Source organism: Marinobacter sp. LV10R510-11A (assembly GCF_900215155.1).
GTDB lineage: Bacteria > Pseudomonadota > Gammaproteobacteria > Pseudomonadales > Oleiphilaceae > Marinobacter.
Map to the genome: position 1 here is coordinate 798,487 of NZ_LT907980.1, position 17,222 is coordinate 815,708.

Below are 17,222 nucleotides of genomic sequence, written 5' to 3' on the forward strand. Positions count from 1 at the left end.
CGGTCAACATTCAATTTTAAAAGGTGTCAGATATGGGGCCCGGATTTGGTGCACGCAGCGGCATTCTTACCCTGACGATTAAAGATAAAGCGGTTTTGTACGCGGCTTACATGCCATACATTCGCCAGGGAGGTCTGTTTATACCCACCCAGAAGCAGTATCAGCTTGGTGATGAAGTGTTTTTGCTACTGAACCTGATGGATGAGCCAGAAAAGCTCCCCGTTGCGGGCAAGGTTATCTGGATTACGCCCAAGGGCGCCCAGGGTAATCGCGCGGCAGGCATTGGTGTGCAGTTTAATGGTGATGACGAAAGTGCCAGAACCAAGATTGAATCCTATCTTGCCGGCTCTCTGAGTTCTGATCGCCCGACTCATACGATGTGAGGCCATGTGAGATGCAGTGGCCGTTGCGGCACATTACTCTGGCTGGCCTAAGCTGGGCGGCCGAGGATGCCTCCCAACCTGTTAGCCCGCCTGTCATCATGCTTCATGGCTGGCTGGATAACAGCTTTACCTTCTCGCAAATAGCGCCGGAACTGGCAAAGGTGTCGTCGTTATACGCCGTGGATATGGCTGGCCACGGGCATTCTGGCCACCGCCCGCCGGGGCAAAGCTACCAGTTGATGGATTACGTTGCGGATATCGCAGAGCTGATCGAAACACACTTTTGTGGCCCAGAGCAGGGCATTAAAGTGGATATTGTGGGTCACTCCCTAGGCGGCATTGTTGGCTCGCTGTATGCGGCGGCTTTTCCAGAGCGGGTGCGTAAACTTGTGATGATCGACAGCTTAGGTGCACTTAGCCGCCCTGTTGATGAAACGATTCCACAGCTTCGTAAGTCCATTACTAAGCGGATTGCGGGTTCTGGTCGCCCCGTTGTTTATCCTGATATAACCGCTGCGGCAAAAGTCCGTGAAGGCGGCCTTAGCCCGCTCAGTCATGAGGCAGCACTGACGTTGATCCCCCGCAACTTGCAGCCTGAGGGGGATGGTTACGGCTGGCGTACCGACGCCCGGCTACGGCATCCATCGCCACTGATGATGACTGAAGATCAGGTAGTGGCTTCTTTGAAGGCGGTTCAGACGCCGACACTGTTCGTGAGCGCAAAGAAAGGGTTGTTGGCTAACCGGAAGGGGCTGGACGACCGTTTGAACGCGATTTCGAACGTGCAAAAGTTGGAGGTGCCCGGTGGGCATCACTGTCACCTTGATGGGGATGTCCGCCCGGTTGCCGATGTTGTTAGAAATTTCCTTAAAAAAGAGTGATACCTTGTCCAAATTTTTTGTATGTCCCTTGCTTGTTGGCGCTCTGTTACTAACAAGCTCCGCTCTTGCCAGTGCCGCACTGCCCGAAGCCTTACCTGAGGCATTTGCCCAGTCCACGCTTGAATTGTCGGTTCCCGTTGAGTCGTCAGGGCACCTGGTGCTTTTCAGCCCAGTACGTGAAGTGAACAACGAGATTCGCTCAGAATCTATGGCCCGGTTGCGGGTTTCCGGGGCGGGGCGGCTCTACCAGATCGCCCGGGATGCTAATCGCCGCGACGCACGGGAACATTATCGTGAAGTGCTTCGTGAGCGTGGCGCACAGATTTTGTTTGAGTGCACGGGAGTTCGCTGTGGCCGAAGCAATGTGTGGGCAAATCAGATATTCAACCAAGCGGATCTGTATGGCCGGGACGCTACCCAGGATTATTTGGTGGCGGGCGTGGTGGAACGCGATGGCAGTCGCTGGCTGACGTCTGTGTATACCGTTACTAGGGGCAGCCTGAGAGAGTACGTGTGGGTGGAGCACCTAAAGGTGGCGCCAGGCGCTGTAATTCCCGGCCTTGGAACCGTTAACAATCGAGTGTTAGGGCCTGTGATTGTTCCGTGGAAAGGTGGTGTTACCTATCAGTTTGAATGGCAGTCGGCGGATCGCCGGAAGATCAACGAGCTTGCCCGAGTTGAGGGTGCCAAGGTGGTTCTTGTGGGCTACTCCGCGCTTGACGCGAATGAATCACTGAAGGATTCCATGGATCGCGCACGCAACGCGACTGAATCCCTTGCTGAGGTGTTGACCAAGACCGGCGTGCCCAAACAACAGCAGGAAGTGCTGATAGTCGGGCCGTTGGTATCAGTTACCGACCCGACCCGACAGGGTGACCGAGTTGAAGTGATGGTTATAACGAGGTAGCTCTTAAAGGGGGAGTGCAGTGCCCGAAAATGATGTGTCCAAGGTTATGGGTAGTTCTGACATATCGGCCACCGAGTCGAGCATAAGCACTGAGGGCAAGGCCCCGGAGCGCAGGCGCCAAACGGTTGCTCTTACGTTGGGTAGCGGGGGTGCCCGTGGTTATGCCCATATTGGTGCCATTGAGATCCTGGCTGAGCGCGGCTATAACATAGTTGCCATCTCTGGCTGCTCTATGGGTGCCCTTGTTGGGGGAATGTACGCCGCCGGCAAAATGCAGGACTACAAAGACTGGGTAACCGGGCTGGGTCAGTTTGATGTGCTGAAGCTGCTGGATTTGACGTTCAATTCCGTTGGCGCCATCCGGGGCGAGAAAATCTTTTCAATAGTCCGGGAAATGTTGGGTGACACCCGCATCGAAAACCTGCCGCTGCACTATACCGCCGTCGCGACGGATTTATTGGCCCACAAGGAGATCTGGTTTCAGGACGGCCCCCTAGACCGAGCGATCCGCGCATCTGTTGCCATTCCGGGGGTGGTAACACCTTTGGTTTATGGTGGTCGTGTGCTGGTAGACGGCTCTTTGCTGAATCCGCTGCCCATTGTTCCTACCATTTCCGCACAAGCAGACATCGTCGTGGCAGTGAACCTTAGCGGTGAGGATGATCGGCGCCGGAAAATATCAGACGCTGCGTTTTCTGTTAGCGGCGATGACGATGATACGGATGAGTGGATGAATACCTTTCGCGACAGGGCATCCCGTTGGTTTGACTGGGATACGCTGAAATCTCTGGGTGTAAAGAAACCCGTCGGCGGGGATAGCCCGGAAGAGAAAATGACCAAACAGGTACAGAAAAAAGAGCACCAAAGGCTTAGTGAGAAGAAGCTGCAGGAAGAGCACGAGACCATTGATTGGGATAAGCTTGGCATCGGCAAATTTGATGTTATGAACCTCACTATCGAAACCATGCAGAGTGCTTTGGTTCAATACAAGCTTGCGGGTTATCCGCCGGATCTTTTGGTTAACATTCCCAAGAATGCGAGCCGCAGCTATGACTACCATAAGGCGCCCGAACTGATTCAGCTTGGGCGTGAACGCATGGCGGCCGCTCTGGATCGTTATGAGGAAAGCCGAAGCAGCTCTGGCCCACTGGCTATTTGAGCCGGCCCGGGCAGGGTTAACTTGGTGGCTGCAGTAGAGCGTTGAAACAGCGTATAATCCTGCGCTGAATCCGACATTACAGGAAACCGGTTTGTGAGCAGCCCGATTGAAGATCTTCATACCGTTCGCGATTACCTTCGCTACACATCTTCGCAGTTTGCCGCCGCGCCGGTTTTTTTCGGCCATGGCACGGATAACGTGTGGGATGAAGCCGTACAGCTGGTGATGCGCAGCCTGCATCTGCCGCTGGAAAACAACACCCTGTTTCTTGATGCGCGGCTTATCCGGGAAGAGCGCCGGATTATTCTTGAGCGTATCAGGCGCCGTATCGAGGAGCGGGTTCCTCTTGCTTATCTTCTGGGCGAAGCCTGGTTTATGGGCATGCCGTTTAATGTGGATGAGCGTGTGCTGGTGCCGCGATCCCCGATTGGTGAGCTGATTGAAAATGGCTTTCAGCCCTGGCTGGGAGACAAGCCGGTTGAGCGGATTCTTGATCTCTGCACGGGGAGCGGTTGTATTGGCATAGGCGCGGCCTCGGTATTTGAAGACGCCAGTGTGGATTTGTCAGATATATCACCGGATGCATTGGCGGTTGCTGAATCAAACATAGATCTTCACGAACTCCGTGGCCGGGTGCGCACTGTGCAATCGGATGTGTTTGCGAACATCAGCGGGCAGTACGATATCATTGTGTGTAACCCGCCTTATGTAGATGCGGAGGATCTGGCGGACATGCCGGATGAGTTCCACCATGAACCCGCATTGGGTTTGGCGGCAGGTGATGACGGGCTGGATATTGCGCACCGGATTATTGCCGGTGCAGTTGAGCATCTTACGCCCGGTGGTTTGCTGGTAGTTGAGGTGGGGAATAGCTGGGCGGCACTGGATGAAGCCTACCCGGGGCTCCCGCTTATCTGGCTGGAATTCAGCAACGGCGGCGACGGTGTCTTTGCTATCACTGAGCAGGATCTCCGCCAGTGGCAGAGCAAGCATTAAACCAACTTCTTACAATACCCTAACAAGATATTGAATTATGTCAGGAAACTCTTTCGGAAAACTGTTCACTGTTACCACTTTCGGTGAGAGCCATGGGGCTGCGCTGGGCTGCATTATCGACGGGTGCCCACCAGGGCTGGAGCTGTCGGAAGAGGATATGCAGGCGGATTTGGATCGTCGCAAGCCGGGTACGTCGCGGCACACGACCCAGCGCCGTGAGGCAGATGAGGTTCGTATTTTGTCTGGTGTGTTTGAAGGCAAAACCACTGGTACGCCGATTGGGCTGATTATCGAGAATACGGATCAGCGCTCAAAAGACTATTCTAAGATTTCGGAACAGTTCCGCCCGGCACACGCCGATTACACGTACATGCATAAGTATGGCGTGCGTGATTATCGCGGTGGTGGTCGTTCTTCCGCCCGTGAGACGGCTATGCGTGTGGCGGCGGGTGCTGTAGCTCGGAAGTTTTTGCAGCAGCGCCTGGGTATTCGCATCCGTGGGTATCTGTCGGAGCTTGGGCCGATTCGTGCGGAGAAACTAGACTGGGATCAGGTGCATCAGAATCCGTTTTTCTGTCCCGATGCCGATAAGGTGCCGGAGATGGAGGCTTATATGGATGCTCTCCGTAAGGAAGGGGATTCTATTGGCGCGCGGATTAACGTAGTAGCGGAAGGCGTACCTCCTGGGTTTGGCGAGCCGGTTTTTGACCGCTTGGATGCGGATTTGGCCCATGGGTTGATGAGTATCAATGCGGTGAAGGGTGTGGAGATTGGTGCAGGCTTTGGGTGCATTACTCAAAAGGGCACTGAGCACCGGGATGAGATGACGCCTGAGGGTTTCTTGTCTAATGAAGCTGGCGGTGTGCTGGGGGGTATTTCTTCCGGGCAGCCGATTCTGGCGAGCATTGCTTTGAAGCCGACTTCGAGCTTGCGTTTACCGGGCCGCAGTATTGATGTGGATGGCAATCCGGTGGAGGTTATTACCACGGGGCGGCACGATCCTTGTGTGGGTATTCGTGCAACGCCGATTGCGGAGGCGATGATGGCGATTGTGTTGATGGATCACTATTTGCGCCATCGTGGTCAGAATGGGGATGTTTCAGTGTCGACTCCGATCTTGGGGCAGCTCTGACTTCTTCCTTCTTCTTCCTGAACAATGGCCAGGAGCGCTTTCGCGGCGTTGCCTGGCTGTCGGCCGGTGAGCCCGATACCGCCGAGAACCCTCGTAACCGGATGTCCCGCTTCCGTTCCCTTCGCTAATACGCCTTCGAGCACCCTCAAGCTTTCATCCACCATGCGCAGCGGTAATACGCTCCAGCCCAGGCCGACGCTGGTCATCATTTTTAGAGTTTCCAGGTAGTTGGTGGGCATTTGCGGCTGTAGGGGCAGGTTTGCTTCCAGGAACAGGCGGCTGACGACCCGGTAAGTTGAGGTGGACGTGTCTGGCAGCAGGGCCGGATGGTTTGCCAGGTCCGCGAGTGTTGGTTTTTTCAACGAGGCTAGGGGGTGGTCTGCACCCACCACGAACGCCATGGGGTCGGGCCACTGTGCAAATACGTGGAAGCTTGGGAGCATGCTGTCGCTGAGTGTGACGAACGCGAGCTCGGCGTTGCGTTTGCGCATTTGTTCGTAGGCTGCATCCGATTCCATGAACTGCAGGTTGATGGTCACCTGGGGGTATTCACGCTTGAACCGGCGCAGCCATTTTGGCAAGTGGTGAAGGCCTATGTGGTGGCTGGCAATAATGTGTAGTTCGCCTTCTATCAAACCGGAATCTGGCGAGAGGGCAATGCGGGCGTTGTGGATTTCGTCGAGAATCTTGCGGGCATGGGGTAGTAGCCGGCTGCCGGAGTCGGTGAGGCGAATTTGTCGGTGGCTGCGGTCTACTAATGTTGTGCCTAGCTGGTTTTCCAGTGCGGCAAGGCGTTTGCTGATGGCTGGCTGGGTGAGGTGCAGCTGTTCAGCGGCTTCTGAAAAGGAGCCTTGGTCGACGATGGTCAGGAACGCTTTGAGGGCATTTGAGTCCAAGATGTGTCTTCCTGTTATGTTCTATCAGGAAAGGCTATCGCATAACCAATTGGAATGCGATGAATGAAAAACATGAATTGCGGTTATTTAAGCGCGAGCGGTATCATGGGTGCAGAGCGCTAATAGAAAGCACCAAAAACTGTACCTCCAGAGAGCGAGAGAGAATCATGGCGGGCAAGACCTTATACGACAAATTGTGGAACGACCATTTGGTTAAGCAGCGGGACGACGGCTCTGCGTTGATTTATATTGATCGCCACTTGTTGCACGAAGTGACATCTCCCCAGGCTTTTGAGGGGCTGCGCATTGCGAATCGTAAGCCCTGGCGCATCGATGCCAACCTGGCTACGCCTGACCACAACGTTCCGACGACCGATCGTGCAAAGGGCATTGACGGTATTGTTGACCCGGTTTCTCGTATCCAGGTGGAAACCCTCGACAAGAACTGCGACGAGTTCGGGATTCTGGAATTCAAGATCAAGGATCTGCGTCAGGGCATTGTGCACGTTATTGGGCCAGAACAGGGTGCAACATTGCCGGGTATGACCATTGTGTGCGGGGATTCCCATACCTCGACCCACGGCGCGTTCGGCTGTCTTGCCCACGGCATTGGCACGTCCGAAGTTGAGCATGTGCTGGCCACTCAGTGCCTAGTGCAGCAGAAGATGAAGAACATGCTGGTGAAGGTAAACGGCCAGCTTGGCAAAGGTGTAACGAGTAAGGACGTGGTGCTGGCGATCATCGCCAAAATTGGCACGGCTGGTGGCACCGGCCATGCGATTGAATTTGGTGGTCAGGCCATTCAGAACCTCACCATGGAAGGCCGGATGTCCATTTGTAATATGGCCATCGAAGCCGGTGCCCGTGTTGGCATGGTTGCTGTAGACGGCACTACGATCGATTACGTAAAAGGCCGGCCGTTCTCACCAACGGGTGAAACCTGGGATGCGGCGGTTAAGTACTGGCGTACGCTGCACAGCGATCTGGACGCGGAGTTTGATAAGGTTGTTGAGCTAGACGGCGCAGAGATTCTGCCCCAGGTAAGTTGGGGTACATCCCCAGAAATGGTTGTGAACATTACTGGCCATGTGCCGGACCCCGCAAAAGAAGAAGATCCGATCAAGCGTGAAGGCATTGAGCGGGCTTTGAAGTACATGGGTTTGCGGCCAAACCAGGCGATTACTGATATCAAGTTAGACAGAGTGTTTATCGGCTCCTGCACCAACGGCCGTATTGAAGACCTGCGCGAAGCGGCTGTTGTGGTCAAGGGCCGCAAAGTTGCCGATAGCCTTATCCAGGCGATGGTTGTGCCGGGTTCTGGCTTGGTAAAAGCACAGGCAGAAGCGGAAGGCCTAGATCGGATTTTCATTGAAGCAGGCCTTGAATGGCGAGATCCGGGTTGCTCCATGTGCCTGGCCATGAACGCAGACAAGCTCGGGCAGGGTGAGCACTGTGCGTCTACGTCTAACCGTAACTTTGAAGGTCGGCAAGGCTTTGGCGGTAGAACGCATCTGGTGAGCCCGGCCATGGCCGCTGCTGCAGCCATAGCTGGCCATTTTGTTGATGTTCGCGAATTGTTGAACTGAGCCACAGGAGAGAACTGAATCATGCGCGCATTTACGCAACACCAGGGCCTTGTGGCCCCCATGGACCGTTCCAATGTGGATACGGACATGATTATTCCCAAGCAGTTTTTGAAGTCGATCAAGCGCACGGGCTTTGGCCCGAATCTGTTTGATGCGCTGCGCTACCTGGATGAAGGCCAGCCGGATCAGGACAGTTCACAACGCCCGTTGAACCCGGATTTCGTGCTTAATCAGCCCCGTTACAAGAACGCCAGTGTGCTTTTAGCCCGCAGTAACTTCGGGTGCGGCTCCAGCCGCGAGCACGCTCCTTGGGCTCTTGATGATTACGGTTTCCGGGTTATTATTGCGCCTAGCTTTGCTGATATTTTCTACAATAACTGCTTTAAGAATGGCCTGCTACCCATTGTTTTAGAAGCGAATATCGTAGATAGGTTGTTTCAGGAAGCTGAGGTTTCGGAAGGCTATGAGTTGACCGTCGATTTAGATGCCAAAACCGTGATTACGCCGTCGGGTGAATCCTTCGAGTTCGATGTGGATGATTTCCGCCGCCACTGCTTGCTCAATGGCCTGGATGACATCGGCGTTACCCTTGAAGATGCCGAGCAGATCAAAATCTACGAAGACCAGCGTCGCCAAACGGCGCCTTGGTTGTTTAGTGCTGGTCAGTAAGTTTGCTTTTAGGTGCGTTGCTGAGTAGGTGATATTCAATTTAAGCCGGATGCGCTACGCGTTATCCGGCAATCATTAACCTGCCGGGCCTGTGGGGCTCGGATACTAGAGATTTGGAAGTTCATTATGTCCAGAACGGTACTTCTTCTGCCGGGTGACGGCATTGGTCCAGAAATTGTTGCAGAGGCTGAAAAGATCCTGCATGCCATCAACGAAAAGTTTGATCTGAAGCTCGCTTTTGAGTCAGCTCTGGTAGGCGGTGCTGCGCTGGACGAAACAGACAACCCGTTACCGGATGAGACCCTTGAGAAAGCCCGCAAAGCCGATGCTATTTTGCTGGGCGCTGTCGGCGGGCCAAAGTGGGATCATCTACCCATGGCAAAACGCCCGGAGAAAGGGTTACTTGGCCTGCGGTCGAATCTGGAATTATTCGCCAACCTACGCCCGGCCATTCTATACCCGCAACTCGCGTCAGCATCGTCCCTTAAGCCTGAGGTGGTTTCGGGCCTGGATATCATGATTGTGCGCGAACTTACCGGTGGCATTTATTTTGGCCAGCCGCGGGGTGTTCGGCAACTGGAAAGCGGTGAGCGCCAGGGCTACAACACCTACGCTTATACAGAATCTGAAATCCGCCGTATCGGGCGGGTGGCCTTTGAAGCCGCGCAACAGCGTAGCAAAAAACTGTGCTCGGTAGATAAGGCTAATGTGCTCGAAGTAACCGTTCTGTGGCGCGAAATCATGAACGATTTGCAGCGCGAATATCCGGATGTAGAGCTGTCTCATATGTACGTTGATAATGCTGCGATGCAACTGGTTCGTGCGCCCAAGCAGTTCGACGTAATTGTGACGGGCAACATGTTTGGTGATATTCTGTCTGATGAAGCGGCCATGCTTACCGGCTCTATTGGTATGTTGCCATCGGCATCGCTGAACTCTCAAAAGCAGGGCATGTATGAGCCCTGCCACGGGTCAGCGCCAGATATTGCTGGTAAAGGTATCGCCAATCCGCTGGCCACTATTATCAGTGTGGCAATGATGTTGCGGTACAGCCTTGATGAAGAACAGGCTGCAGCGGCTATAGAGGCGGCGGTAAATAAAGTACTGGATCAGGGGCTACGCACGGCAGATATTATGTCGGAAGGCGGCACCCGGGTTTCTACCCGCGAAATGGGTGATGCGGTACTGGCTGCTCTGTAATTTACGACAATACCCGATAGCAACACGATGCGGTTGCTGCGGGATCATTCTTCCTGTCCCTGCCAGCGATAAAGGTTGAGGGCGGGCATAAAATGAGGTTCAAAGGTCGCACATGAAGCGAGTTGGACTTGTAGGATGGCGTGGCATGGTGGGCTCAGTCCTCATGGAACGCATGCGCGAAGAAAATGATTTTAGAGATATCGATCCGGTATTTTTCTCCACATCGCAGACGGGTCAGCCAGCCCCGGATGTGGGGAAAGAGGGCGTTCCGCCCCTACAGGATGCATTCGATATTGAAACCCTCAAAACCCTAGATGTGGTGCTTACCTGCCAAGGTGGCGATTACACCAATGCGGTGTACCAGAAGCTGCGTGATGCAGGCTGGAAGGGTTACTGGATTGATGCGGCCTCTGCACTGCGGATGGCGGATCACTCGGTTATTATTCTGGACCCGGTTAACCGCAATGTAATCGACGCTGCTCTGGAAGGCGGCGTGAAAGATTATGTAGGTGGTAACTGCACAGTCAGCCTGATGATGCTAGCCATCGGCGGCCTGCTGGAGCAGGATCTGGTCGAGTGGGTGTCTCCCATGACCTATCAGGCCGCTTCAGGCTCTGGCGCTCAGAATATGCGTGAGCTGCTGAACCAAATGGGTGAGCTTAACCGAAGTGTAGGAGATGAGCTGGCAAGCCCGTCTTCGGCGATCCTGGAGATCGATCGCAAGGTGACTGAAACCATGCGTTCCGACGAGTTTCCCACCGAGCATTTCGAGGTGCCTTTAGCAGGCAGTCTTATCCCGTTTATCGATAAACAACTTGATAACGGCATGAGTAAGGAAGAATGGAAGGCTGGGGTAGAGACCAACAAAATCCTTGGTCGCTCAGATAACCCGATTCCTATTGATGGCCTTTGCGTGCGGATAGGCGCCATGCGCTCCCATAGTCAGGCGCTTACTATCAAGCTGAAGAAAGATCTGCCGATAGCAGAAATAGAATCCATTTTGGCGAACGCTAACGACTGGGTTAAAGTTATCCCTAATGATCGTGACGCGAGCATTGAGGAGCTAACTCCTGCTAAGGTAACCGGCACGTTGAGTGTACCTATCGGACGCATCCGTAAACTGGCCATGGGGCCGGAGTACATTTCTGCGTTTACCGTGGGTGATCAGCTGTTGTGGGGGGCCGCTGAGCCCCTGCGGCGCATGTTACGGATCCTTCAGGAACGTTAAGAAATGTTACACAGAGGCAATTAATGCCAACTGTGTCCGGTTTCAGAAAGCCGGTTAGGGGGCGGAGGCTGATTTCAGGCTCCGCCCCTGTTATTTTCAGGGACACTAGGGAGTTCCGTGCAACTGATAAATAAATGGTGCAAGGATTGCAGCTGATTGATTGATAAAAGAGGCTTTATCAACAATACTTGCCGGACTGAAAGTTAAAAACGCGACACATTAATCCAGAATAATCCAGACGGAAGTCATCCCACGCCGTCCGATTCTGTTTGAAAAAAAACAGTCGCGGATAACGGAGACTGGAAAGGAAAAAGCATGAAGGTACGCAAGCTTGCGGTTGCACTGGCTTTGGCGGGAGGGCTCGGGTCCGGCGTCGCTCAAGCCCTCGGGCTGGGTGAAATTGAACTTCAGTCCTATCTGAACGAGCCAATGGATGCAGAAATTGTTCTGCCACAAAGCCGGGGTATAGATCCCGGCGACGTGTATGTGAACATAGCTTCAGAAAGCGCTTATCAACGGCTTGGTCTGCAGCGGAACCAATTTCTTGGAAAACTCCGCTTCGACGTAACGACCCGCGCCAATGGCAGCTTGGTGGTAAATGTCTCCTCACGTGAACCTTTGAGAGAGCCGTACCTCAACTTCCTGCTGGAACTGACTTGGCCCAACGGTCGGCTGATGCGGGAATACGCTGTTTTGGTGGATCCTCCGGTTTACGCGGAAGATTCCGGTGTTTCAGAGCCAGTGCGGGCGCCATCCAGCGCTCAATCGCGGCCCGCGTCTTCTACCCGCAGCGCCGAATCGGTTCGTCGGCAGGCCAGAGTGGAACAGTCCGGTGGCGGTGGTTATCGGTCTGATACCTTCGGGCCCACAGGGCCATCAGATACGCTTTGGAACATAGCTACTACCGTTCGCCCCGATAACAGTCTCTCTACTCAGCAAGTTATGCTGGCGTTGCAGGATCTGAACCCGGATGCGTTTATTGGTAGCAACATCAACCGGCTAAAGCGTGGGCAAGTATTACGTGTTCCGACAGCAGATCAAATCCGCAGTCGTAGCCGCGCAGAAGCGACCCAAACGGTTGCGCAACAGAATCAGGAATTCCAGCAGCCTAAGCGTACTGTGGATGCGACCGCAGCACAGCAGCCCAAGCGCACGGGTGCCGGGGAAGTTGCGGCCACTAGTGATGAGCTCAAGCTCTTGGTTGCCGATGATGAAGGTGGCCGCACCGAGACCGAAGGTGGATCTGCAGGTGGTGATGGTCAGCTGGCCGGTGGCGTAGATGCCGGTAAAGCCGTGGCCATGGAAGAGCTCGAAAGCTCTCGCCGCGAAAACGATGAGCTCAACACCCGCGTTGACGACCTTCAGGATCAGGTAAAGACGCTGCAGCGGTTACTCGAGCTGAAAAACAACCAGCTTGCAGGCGTTCAGCAGGGTGCTGCTGCCAACGATTCTGCGGATCAAGATGCTTTGGTGACCGACGTGACCGACGGCAACATTGCCGCGGCTGGTGAAGCTGAAACGGACGCCGATGTAATTGAACCTGCAGCTGAGACAGATCAGGATTCAACCGCTAACTCTGAGATGACTGCGGAAGAGTCGCTGGCCTCTGAAGAGCCTGTAGAAGCAGATGCCGAGCTGGAAGCTTCCAGCGAGCCCGAAGTTACCGATGCGGATGCTGTCGGGGACGATTCTGCCGTTGCGGAAACCACTCCCGAAGAGAAACCGGCTGCCGAGACAGGCAACGCCGAGCAGCCCGCAAAAGCTGAAACCCCTGACGCCAAGGTTCAACCGAAGCCCGAACCAGTCGCCGATAAGGGCTTCCCGGGTAATGTGATTGATGCGATTACCGGCAACACGATTTATCAGATTGCCCTAGGTGGCGGCCTGATTCTTCTTCTGTTGATCCTTTTGCTTCTTGCGAGACGCAATGCGAACCGTGAAAAAGCGTTTTATGAGCAACTTAATAGTGAGTCTGAAGGGCCTGAAGACGACGCCTTCGATCTGAACCTTGAAGAGGATGAACCGGAACAGACCAGTGCCGGTGATGCGCTTGAAGAAGCGGATGCCTATGTCGCTTATGGTCGTTACGATCAGGCTGGTGAGGTTCTGGAAACCGCGATATCCCGTGAGCCAAGCCGCACTGATCTGCGATTGAAGCTGCTGGGGGTTTATGCAGACAATCAGGATCGTGAGTCATTCGAGAAGCAGTTTGGTGAAATTCGGACATTGGATGATGAAGAGGCGATTGCTCAGGCGAATGACCTTCGTACCCGTCTTGAAGAAGCGGAATCAATGCCGAGCATTGATGACCTTGAATCACAGCTTCGATCCGGATCGTTTGGCGAGGACGCCAGTGCTTCCGACGACTTAGCTTCTGAAGAATCAGAGCAGGTTGAGAGCGAATTCGGGTCTAACGAGACGAATTACGGTCTTGGTGCTATAGATGAGGCAGAACAGCCGATCGAGTACGATCTGTCCGGTCTTGATCTGCCAGATACCAAAGACGATGCGCCGGACGTTGCTACTGAAGAAGAGAGCGACTACTCCTCACTGGAAATAAATTTAGACGACCCTGAAGAGTTGCCTGAAGATTCACTTGATGGCTCTTCTGATAAGTCTCTTGAAGAACTCGATGAGAAATCACTTGAGGGCGGATTTGATTCGCTAGAATCTACGCCAGACACTGAAAGCACGGATCTTGGTTCTCTGGACGAGTCCTTCTTGGACGAGTTGGACGCCGAACTGGACAAGGTTGCGGGTGAGGACGAAGCGCTTAGCGATTCCGACAAGGAAGAGTCCACGCTTGACGACTTGGAGCTAGATGTCTCCGATGAGGATCTTGCCCTTATGGAAGAGTTCTCGGATTCCGCGGATTCTACAGATGCTAAACTGGAAGATGACGAGCTATCCCTGGATGACGAGTTGGCCTTGGATGATGAGCTGGCCTTGGACGATGAGCTGGAGCTTGAAGATAACCTCAGTGAAGGCGATCTGACAGGTGGTAGCGACACAGCGAGCCCAGAGCAGGAAGATCTGCCAGTTGCTTCTGATGAAGTTCGGGATGAAGCTCCAAAATCACCCGCTGCTGACATCGATGAAAGCGATCTTGGTGACGATGATGATTTTGATTTCTTGGCCGGAACAGATGAAGCTGCAACTAAGCTTGATCTGGCAAGGGCCTATATCGAGATGGGCGACAGTGACGGTGCTCGCGATATTCTGGAAGAGGTTTCCCTCGAGGGAGACGACGAGCAGAAAACCGAAGCTAAGGATCTGCTTAAAAATCTGTCCTGATCCGCTATAATCGGATTATTGAGGCAGCAAACGCCGGCCGCCGGGGATTATCCCGGCACTTTGCCGGCGTTTTGTTTTTACAACAACATACTTTTCGGATTCACACTTGTTTCTCTATTCTCAGAAACTCACAACGGATAATGCCATCGGCGGCGGGCGGGTTGCCCTGGCTTTTGAGTACGACGGCCGCAAATTTCACGGCTGGCAATTGCAAAAGTCCGGCGTTCGTTCGGTACAGGCAGAGCTGGCTAAAGCCGTAGCAAAAGTGGCTGACCACCCGGTAGATTTAGTCTGCGCCGGCCGCACCGATGCCCGGGTGCACGCAAGCTACCAGGTTGTGCATTTTGAGACGCCTTCCATTCGTAGCCTTCGCTCATGGGTGATGGGTATCAATACCGCGCTGCCGTTTGATATCGCTGTGCATTGGGCCGGCAACGGTAGTGAAGATTTTCATGCCCGATTTTCTGCAATTTACAGGCGCTACCGCTACGTTATCTATAACAACCCTGTGAGGCCTGGCATTCAGCGTGGGCAGGTAAGCTGGGCGTGTCAGGAGCTGGATGCGGAGCGCATGCACCAAGCAGCTCAGGCGCTTGCAGGAGAGCACGACTTCTCTTCATTTCGTGCCGCCGGGTGCCAATCTCGCACGCCTATTCGTTTTCTTGAGCAAATTAAAGTAACCCGGAAGGGTCACTTCGTCGTAATCGATGTGCAGGCCAATGCTTTTCTACATCACATGGTTCGGAATATTGCCGGGGCACTCATGGCTGTAGGCACTGGGAAGCAGCCGGTATCCTGGATTCGTGACATACTGCTGGCGAAAGACCGCACTCTTGCCGGAGTCACTGCGCCGCCCCATGGTTTGTATTTGGTCGATGTGGGTTATCCGGAAGGCTTTCCTTTGCCCGCTGCTGAATGTGGCCCTGCCTTTTTAAGGCCCTGGTTCAGCCAAGCCGAGAATAGCCCGGTATATCCAACGCACATTCACCCGAAACAGAAACCGGTACAGGTACCATGAATACACGCGTCAAAATATGTGGCTTGACCCGTGTTGAGGATGTAAAAGCCGCCGTTGCTAAGGGTGCGGATGCCTTGGGGTTTGTGTTTTACGAACCCAGTCCCCGAGCCGTTACCATTGAGCAGGCTAAGGTTCTCGCCGGGCACGTTCCTGCGTTTGTTTCAGTGGTAGGGCTATTTGTGAACCCATCGGAAGAACAGGTGAGGGAAGCACTTGATCGTATTCCGCTGGATTTACTTCAGTTCCACGGCGATGAAACTCCAGAATTCTGCAGCCGGTTTGGCCGGCGCTGGATAAAAGCTGTGAGGGTTCAGCAAGCCGGACAGATTGAAAAGGCTTTGAGTGATTACCATGGTGCATCGGGGCTTTTAGTCGATGCCTGGGATCCTGAACGGTTTGGAGGTACAGGGCACTCGTTCAACTGGGACCTGATTCCTTCCGAGCGCTCTTTGCCCCTCATATTGGCCGGTGGCTTGTCGTCTGCTAACGTGGCCCGCGCTGTTGAGAAGGTGAAGCCCTGGGCGGTTGATGTCAGCGGCGGTGTTGAAAAAAGCAAAGGCATCAAAGACATCGAAAAAATTTCTGACTTTATTAAAGAGGCTCACCGTGTCTAATAGAGAGGTTCACCGTGTCTGAAAAACTGACTGAAGAAATGCTGACTGCCTTGCCGGATGCGCGGGGACATTTTGGTCCCTTTGGTGGACGATTCGTTTCCGAGACGCTGATGGATTCCCTGATGACTCTGGAAAAGGAATACCTTCGGCTAAAGAAGGATCCGGAATTCCAGGCCACCTTCGACAAAGATCTTGCAGATTATGTTGGCCGCCCCAGCCCGTTGTATTTTGCTGAGCGGCTGACTCGCGAAACCGGGGGCGCGCAGATCTGGCTAAAACGGGAAGATCTCAATCACACCGGCGCGCACAAGATAAACAACACCATCGGCCAAGCTCTGCTCGCCAGCTTTCTAGGCAAAAAACGCATCATCGCCGAAACTGGGGCCGGGCAGCATGGCGTTGCTACTGCCACTGTCTGTGCCCGCCTAGGTCTTGAATGCCATGTCTTTATGGGTGCTGAAGACGTAAAGCGCCAATCTCTGAACGTATACCGCATGAAGCTTCTGGGCGCCCAAGTGCACCCGGTTCAAAGTGGAAGCCGCACGCTCAAAGATGCAATGAACGACGCCATGCGTGACTGGGTCACTCATGTTGATGAGACGTTCTACATTATAGGTACCGTTGCGGGCCCGCACCCGTACCCGCTGTTGGTTCGGGATTTTCAGTCAGTCATCGGGCGTGAAACCCGTCGTCAGTCGCTGGAAAAAACCGGAAAACTGCCTGATGCGCTGGTTGCCTGTGTAGGCGGCGGTTCTAATGCGATCGGCATGTTTTATCCGTTCCTCACCGACGAATCTGTGCAGCTTTACGGGGTAGAGGCCGGTGGCCTTGGTATTGAGACGGGGCAGCATGCGGCGCCTTTGTGTGCGGGTCGCCCGGGCGTGCTCCATGGTAACCGTACTTATTTGATGGAGGATGAGAACGGGCAAATTGCAGGCACTCACTCGATCAGTGCGGGCCTGGATTATCCAGGAGTTGGGCCGGAACATAGCTGGTTGAAGGATATCGGTCGGGCTAACTATGTGTCGGTAACCGACGATGAGGCGTTGGACGCGTTTCGCATGCTAACCTTGGTTGAAGGTATCATGCCTGCGCTGGAAACTGCCCATGCGGTAGCTTACGCCGTAAAGCTTGCAGCCACGATGGATAAAGATCAGATGGTCGTAATCAACATATCTGGCCGCGGCGATAAGGACATCCATACCGTTGCGCAGTTAGACGGTATTGAGCTCTGAGTTTTGAACTTCGAACTCTGAATT

Annotated in this window: 15 protein-coding genes; 14 read left to right on the forward strand and 1 reads right to left on the reverse strand. The window is 54.0% G+C overall.

Annotated features, from left to right (window positions below):
* Positions 1-32 precede the first annotated feature (32 nt).
* The 6 genes from CPH80_RS03800 to aroC all read left to right on the forward strand — a co-directional run bounded on the left by CPH80_RS03800 (position 33) and on the right by aroC (position 5,458).
* Entirely contained in the window at positions 33-383 is a 351-nt protein-coding gene (locus CPH80_RS03800; protein ID WP_096275687.1) for a PilZ domain-containing protein, read from the forward strand.
* An 11-nt stretch (positions 384-394) separates the two neighbouring features.
* A complete protein-coding gene (locus tag CPH80_RS03805) occupies positions 395-1,264 on the forward strand; it encodes an alpha/beta fold hydrolase (RefSeq protein WP_096275688.1) in 870 nt (289 codons plus the stop codon).
* A gap of 4 nt (positions 1,265-1,268) precedes the next feature.
* Positions 1,269-2,171, forward strand: coding sequence for a DUF4892 domain-containing protein (locus CPH80_RS03810; RefSeq protein WP_227520344.1), 903 nt, complete (start codon positions 1,269-1,271; stop codon positions 2,169-2,171).
* A gap of 46 nt (positions 2,172-2,217) precedes the next feature.
* Positions 2,218-3,330: a patatin-like phospholipase family protein gene (locus CPH80_RS03815; RefSeq protein ID WP_096281380.1), complete on the forward strand. Its 1,113-nt coding sequence runs from the start codon at positions 2,218-2,220 to the stop codon at positions 3,328-3,330.
* Positions 3,331-3,423: 93 nt separating this feature from the next.
* Positions 3,424-4,326, forward strand: a complete 903-nt coding sequence (prmB, locus tag CPH80_RS03820) for a 50S ribosomal protein L3 N(5)-glutamine methyltransferase (RefSeq protein WP_096275689.1) — start codon at positions 3,424-3,426, stop codon at positions 4,324-4,326.
* A 37-nt stretch (positions 4,327-4,363) separates the two neighbouring features.
* A complete protein-coding gene (aroC, locus tag CPH80_RS03825; RefSeq protein WP_096275690.1) occupies positions 4,364-5,458 on the forward strand; it encodes a chorismate synthase in 1,095 nt (364 codons plus the stop codon).
* Here the strand turns inward: aroC and CPH80_RS03830 are convergent.
* On the reverse strand, positions 5,410-6,354 hold the full coding sequence (locus CPH80_RS03830) for a LysR family transcriptional regulator (protein ID WP_096275691.1): 945 nt from the start codon (positions 6,352-6,354) through the stop codon (positions 5,410-5,412). The two genes, aroC and CPH80_RS03830, sit on opposite strands and share 49 nt — an antisense overlap.
* 167 nt (positions 6,355-6,521) lie before the next feature.
* Here CPH80_RS03830 and leuC point away from each other — a divergent pair, with 167 nt between their 5' ends.
* The 8 genes from leuC (at position 6,522) to trpB (ending at position 17,198) form a co-directional block, all read left to right on the forward strand.
* Positions 6,522-7,940, forward strand: coding sequence for a 3-isopropylmalate dehydratase large subunit (gene leuC, locus CPH80_RS03835; protein WP_096281383.1), 1,419 nt, complete (start codon positions 6,522-6,524; stop codon positions 7,938-7,940).
* Between the two features lie 21 nt (positions 7,941-7,961).
* Positions 7,962-8,609 carry a 3-isopropylmalate dehydratase small subunit gene (gene leuD, locus CPH80_RS03840; RefSeq protein ID WP_096275692.1) on the forward strand — a complete coding sequence of 216 codons (648 nt, stop codon included), beginning with the start codon at positions 7,962-7,964 and terminating at the stop codon, positions 8,607-8,609.
* A 126-nt stretch (positions 8,610-8,735) separates the two neighbouring features.
* Positions 8,736-9,809 (forward strand): 3-isopropylmalate dehydrogenase, encoded by a 1,074-nt coding sequence (gene leuB / locus CPH80_RS03845; protein WP_096275693.1) that lies wholly within the window; start codon positions 8,736-8,738, stop codon positions 9,807-9,809.
* A gap of 112 nt (positions 9,810-9,921) precedes the next feature.
* Positions 9,922-11,037, forward strand: coding sequence for an aspartate-semialdehyde dehydrogenase (asd, locus tag CPH80_RS03850; RefSeq protein WP_096275694.1), 1,116 nt, complete (start codon positions 9,922-9,924; stop codon positions 11,035-11,037).
* 315 nt (positions 11,038-11,352) lie between these two features.
* On the forward strand, positions 11,353-14,331 hold the full coding sequence (locus CPH80_RS03855; protein WP_096275695.1) for a FimV/HubP family polar landmark protein: 2,979 nt from the start codon (positions 11,353-11,355) through the stop codon (positions 14,329-14,331).
* 106 nt (positions 14,332-14,437) lie between these two features.
* Positions 14,438-15,349: a tRNA pseudouridine(38-40) synthase TruA gene (gene truA, locus CPH80_RS03860; RefSeq protein ID WP_096275696.1), complete on the forward strand. Its 912-nt coding sequence runs from the start codon at positions 14,438-14,440 to the stop codon at positions 15,347-15,349.
* Positions 15,346-15,963: a phosphoribosylanthranilate isomerase gene (locus CPH80_RS03865; protein WP_096275697.1), complete on the forward strand. Its 618-nt coding sequence runs from the start codon at positions 15,346-15,348 to the stop codon at positions 15,961-15,963. The genes truA and CPH80_RS03865 overlap by 4 nt, the downstream gene beginning before the upstream one ends.
* A gap of 26 nt (positions 15,964-15,989) precedes the next feature.
* Entirely contained in the window at positions 15,990-17,198 is a 1,209-nt protein-coding gene (gene trpB, locus CPH80_RS03870) for a tryptophan synthase subunit beta (protein WP_413772265.1), read from the forward strand.
* The last annotated feature ends 24 nt before the right edge of the window (positions 17,199-17,222 follow it).